Origin of the sequence: Flavobacterium enshiense (assembly GCF_040750275.1) — a bacterium.
Taxonomy (GTDB): Bacteria; Bacteroidota; Bacteroidia; order Flavobacteriales; family Flavobacteriaceae; genus Flavobacterium; species Flavobacterium enshiense_B.
Map to the genome: position 1 here is coordinate 1 of NZ_JBDOCV010000015.1, position 5,409 is coordinate 5,409.

The following is a 5,409-nucleotide window of genomic DNA, read 5'->3' on the forward strand; positions in this document are numbered from 1 at the left end:
AAGCCGAAAAACGTTACCAGCAATTTTACAAAACATTGGGTATGAGGACATTAATGTTATTAACTGCATTTTTTATTAGCATAAATATGTTTGCACATAAAGATGTCGGTTTCCAATATGTTTTCGAAAATATTAAAGTAACTGTATTTGCCCCATATCATATGGAGTTAATGAATAAGCCATTAATAATTGGAAAATATGCAAGATTACTTAGCGAACAGCTTAAATATAAAGACACAATTAATCTAACATTTTCTCAAAACTCAATTGAGCATAATAATTCAATTAAGGTTTATTTCTTAGATAAAAACGAAAATGCAGAAAACAAAGGTTTGAATATTTATTTATCCCAAAAAGATTTTGACATTAAAGGAGTTTTAAATCTTATTGAATATGCTTGTCAGAATATTAAAAAAATCAATAATAATTCCAAAGATTTTACTTTACTGTACAATAAATCCGCTTCCCAAAAAATCAACGAATTACTAAATATAAAAGTTTACAGACCCAACTTAATTCCTCAAATTGAACAACTTAACAGATATACATATTATTGCGCTAATAATGAATTTCATATAGTAGCAATAAATCCAAATGGTTTTGAAAGAGAAATAAAAACTTATCCTAATATTATAGATTTTAGAGTTTTAAATAAAGATATTTTGGTACTGCTTCTCGATTTTTCAACACTTTGCGTGATTACAGGAGAAATGGAATCTAATATAACTAAGATTGCAAATACTGATGATTTCTATCGACCATATTTATTCAGTTTACTCTCGGAAGACAAAATTGCCATTGAATATCCATATTGGCAATCTGCTTTATCAAAAAAATTAAGTCTTTATTTTATAAAACGAAAAAAATTAGTTGAAGATATTGACGAGCTAATTAGTAAATAAAAACTGCTGGTAACAGCGGTTTTGTGCAAGCGGGGTTTGGTTTATAATAGGAAGAGCCGGTGTTTGCATTTTCTTCTTTAAAATCATGTTTCGTCTTAGCTACTTTTCGGTATATTTGTAAACATCAGTAATAAAAATCCCCGCCTGACACAAAGCCGGCGGGACGTTATGCGTCAGTTTAGGAAAACGAAAAAACAATCAAATGAAAAATATATTAATTTTCGCTATTTTATTAATTTTTAATATTAGCTTTTCACAAAAAATGAATGATAAACTTAACATTTCTTCTAAAGATTTTGAAACTAAAGATCAATCCAAACTATTTGATAAAATTTACGATGATGTAATTTCTCGTGAAATTTATAGTGATAATATTGAAAATTTTGGGAATCCACTAAAAAATTTAATATATATATTTAGCATGCATGGTGAAGTTTTAAATGGTGGATTAATTCAATTTGTTGAGAATTCAACTGGAGATAATTTTGAAGAGACTTTGAAAGCCCTTAATGAAATCAAAGCAACTGAATATGTAAAAATATTAGAAAGTATTAAAACACATTTTCCAAATGGATATTTACCAAAAGACACCGGTAAAAGAAGAGAATTAATTGATGAATTAAACGATAAAAAAAATCAAGAGGAATTATGGGAAATGGATGATATTTATGAAAATTACGATAAACAATATTATGACAATGTAAAAAATCTTGAAAAATACATTATAGAATATCTCAAAATTAACTTAAAATAAAACCGAACGCATAACAGCGGTTTTGTGAAATGGCGGAGCTTGGTGATTTTTTGGAATGGTCAGTGCTTGCACTTCTCTCCTATTTTTCAACATTTTTCTTTCAATCTTTTCGGTATATTTGTGAACAACAGTAATAAAATTTCCGCCACTTCACAAAGCCGGCGGGACGTTAGCGGTAATTTTCGGTGGAACGAGCAAAATCAATTATTTATAAAATTTTTTATTTATGTGGAGACATAAAAACACTTTTGCAATTGGAGGATTAGAAGATGTTGGCTATGAAGAAAACAAAGATATTTTATTGCTTCTATCAAGTCAAGGTGAAGGAATTTTTGACTGTATTAGTGGAGAAAAAATTGCAAGAAAAAGCAATGCTTTTGAATGGTGGAAAAGATACGATCAGGGACAGAATTCTATTAAAGGATTCGACATATTAGAAAATATAGAGATAAAAACTTCGGGACTAATTGCAGGTGACAATTTACTTAAATCAACAAAAGATGGTTGGAAATTATCATTAAGTGAACCTGAACAAGATGAAAAACCATTTGAAAATTTTACTATACAAAATATATATTTAGAAAACCCAGAAATGAAAATTAAGACTTTTATCACGAAAGATGGACCTTGTGAAATAAGAACTTTTGGATTTTCTGAAACTGGAAAATCATTTGTAATTGCTTTGAGTTGTGAAATAATAATTTATAGCAGAGAATAAAAAAAACTACCGCTAACAGCGGTTTTGTGCAAGCGGGGCTTGGGTGTGTATTGGGAAGAGTCGGTGCTTGCATTTCTTCTCCGAAGTGAGGCTTTTTCTTTCATTCTTTTCGGTATATTTGTAAACATCAGTAACAAAAATCCCCGCCTTCACAAAGCCGGTGAACGTTAGCTGTAACCTTAAATCAACGAACCGATGAAAAACTTCATATTTCTAGGGTTAATTTTGTTCTCAAGTTTATCATTTGCTTGTAGTTGTATAACTGCTAATCGAGAGAACGCAGTAATAAATACAGACGTTATAATCAGTGGAAAAATATTATCCCAAGAAAATTTATCTGTAAAAAATAAAAGAGACCGTGACTTTACAGCAACAGTTACAAAATATACTGTTCTTGTAATAGAAAATCTTAAAGGAAAATTAAAAAAAGACATCATAACTATTTATGGTGCAGCTAGTAATTGCGCATATAACTTTCAAGTTGGAGAAAGCTATATCATATTTGCTATCTACAAAAACAGACACTTGACTGATAGCAAAAAAGTAAAGAAATTTATATTTACAAATAAATGCACTAGAACAGCGAAATTTGATGAACAAGAAATAGAAAAAATAAAAGCGTTGTGCAAAGAAAAAGGCTACAGCTAACAGCGGTTTCATGAAATGGCTAAATTCAGTTTTAATCTGTAAAGGTCAGTGAATATTTTTCTTTCTCCGAAATAAGTATTTTCTCTCTAACTTTTCGGTATATTTGTCTGCAAGAGTAATAAAATTCCGCCACTTCATGAAGCCGGCGGGACGTTAACGGCAACCGGGCGTGACGAGCCGTGAAAACTGGATGTTATTATTTAAGTGCGGCGAAAAATTCAATAACACAAAATCAAAAGATCTTAACTACATGTTGAAATTTTATAGCTGTTGTATAGAAAATTCTTAATGAAAAAAGAATTATAGCTACTGCATGTATAATTCTTCTTACCACAAAGTAATTTTTCCGAACTGCGTGCATATTTCTCCTTACTGCAATCATAAAACTACTTACTGCAAAGTAATTTTTCCGAACTGCATGTATATTTCTCCTTACTGCAATCATAAAACTCCTTACTGCAAAGTAATTTTTCCCAACTGCATGTGTATTTCTCCTTACTGCAAAGTGATTTTTCCTTACTGTAATTATAAAACTCCTTACTGCGAAAAGAAATGTAGGAACTCAAGGAAGGCAGCCGTTAACAGCGGTTTTGTGCAAGCGGGGTTTTGGGGATTTATCGGTAATGGTAAGTGTTTGCACTTCTCTCCTATTTTCAATATTTTCTTTCAAACTTTTAGGTATATTTGTAACCGTCAGTAATAAAAATCCCCGCCTGACACAAAGCCGGCGGGACGTTAGCAGCAAGCTTTAAAAAAAACTATGAAAAAACTTCTTGAATATTTATTCTTAATATTTGCATTATCCACCGCAGCTGGGTATTTTGCTTCATCTGCATACTACCAACAGTACCATTTTAATATTGCTCCTTTTTTATCAATGGAAGATTTAACAATAATTTTCACAAGATGGATTTGGATTGGAGGCGGAATTGGTTTTGCTCTCTATTTCTTGGTATCAGATGTAAATTTGGAAAAGGAGTCATGGTGGACAAAAGCCTACACAAAGTATAGAATTACACGAAGAGCATTGATAATTCTTCCAACTATAGTATTCCTTGTCATTTTTGCATTTATGTATAACAGTATAATGGAGGTGCTGTTATTGTTTATTGCAATGATTCTCCTTATTGGTCTTGCATATATATCGGTTCAATATTTAATAAAAATCTACAACATTGAAGCCCAAAATTATACATTAGAGCAATGGACTAAATTATTTTTTTCTATTATTTTATTTATAGTAATAATACCTTACTCGTTTGGACTATTTAATGCAAATTTTGTTTTAAAAGAAAATATAGATTTCGTACTGGATAATAATTGTCAAATCAATACTACATCTTCAAAAAATTTGGAATATATTGGACAGACATCAAAGTATTTATTTATATATGATACAATAACTGAATCTACAACGGCATATAATCTTGAAAAAATACAAAAATTAAAATTTTCTAAACCAGACCCTGAAATATTTGAATAAGCCAGCTGCTAACAGCGGTTTTGAGCAAGTGGGGTTTTAGGGATTTTTTGGAATGGTTGGTGTTAGCATTTCTTCTTTAAAAAGAAGTTTTTTCTTAAATACTTTTCGGTATATTTGTATCCGTCAGTAATAAAAATCCCCACCTGCACAAAGCCGGCGGGACGTTATGCAACATTTTATGACGAATCGATTTTTCCTAGCACTAATGATTTTATTTGCTTCTTGTTCAAACAAAAGCAATACAGAGAAAATATTACTTCCGAAAGAAGATAAAACTTTATCTGAGAAGAAAATTGATAAAGACACTATCAAGAAAGATACAATTGCAAATAAACCTATTGAGCTCAAAAATCCTAAAAAGTTTGAAGATTACAAAGTTGAAGTTTATACTGGAAAACTTGCCAAACCTAACTTCACAAACAACGAATTCAGAAATGACAAAGAATATGTTAGGATGATAACTGAAGGTTGCGAAAGAAACAAAATAAATTTTGGAGGTCATTATACGATTATTACTAAAAGTTGTGGAACTCAATGCGCAGAATTTTTTATAATTAATAGAAAAACTGGCTTAATCTATGTTGGCTTAAAACCAAACGATGGAAGGGATGGTTATGAATTTAGAAAAGACAGTGATTTATTCATAGCTAACGCTAATTTGTTTGTCGACGAAAAATTTGAAACTTATTATAAATATTTTTATGTTCCAGAATTTTACAAATGGAATGGCAAGGAATTTAAAAAGTTAGAATAAAAAACGTTGCATAACAGCGGCTTTGCGCTATTGCGAGTTTTGTGCTGAAATCAAGTTTAGTTTCCGCAATAATATTTATCTTAGCAGAAAGTACGCGGTTCCGCAGTTCGCAACAGCGCAAAGCCGCGAAACGTTATAATGGATGACTCC

At 30.7% G+C, this 5,409-nt stretch carries 6 protein-coding genes; all 6 read left to right on the top strand.

Translation table 11 applies throughout. From position 1 onward, the window contains the following. Positions 1-902, top strand: a 902-nt coding sequence (locus ABGT15_RS13150) for a hypothetical protein (RefSeq protein WP_367231914.1), incomplete at its 5' end; no start/stop codon positions are given. 202 nt (positions 903-1,104) lie between these two features. Beyond that, complete coding sequence (locus ABGT15_RS13155) at positions 1,105-1,656, top strand: DMP19 family protein (RefSeq protein WP_367231915.1); 552 nt, start codon at positions 1,105-1,107, stop codon at positions 1,654-1,656. 226 nt (positions 1,657-1,882) lie between these two features. Next, positions 1,883-2,374, top strand: a complete 492-nt coding sequence (locus ABGT15_RS13160; protein WP_367231916.1) for a hypothetical protein — start codon at positions 1,883-1,885, stop codon at positions 2,372-2,374. 195 nt (positions 2,375-2,569) lie between these two features. Beyond that, on the top strand, positions 2,570-3,022 hold the full coding sequence (locus ABGT15_RS13165; protein ID WP_367231917.1) for a hypothetical protein: 453 nt from the start codon (positions 2,570-2,572) through the stop codon (positions 3,020-3,022). Between the two features lie 760 nt (positions 3,023-3,782). Next, a complete protein-coding gene (locus ABGT15_RS13170; RefSeq protein WP_367231918.1) occupies positions 3,783-4,505 on the top strand; it encodes a hypothetical protein in 723 nt (240 codons plus the stop codon). 166 nt (positions 4,506-4,671) lie between these two features. Further along, positions 4,672-5,259, top strand: coding sequence for a hypothetical protein (locus ABGT15_RS13175; protein ID WP_367231919.1), 588 nt, complete (start codon positions 4,672-4,674; stop codon positions 5,257-5,259). Positions 5,260-5,409: the final 150 nt, after the last annotated feature.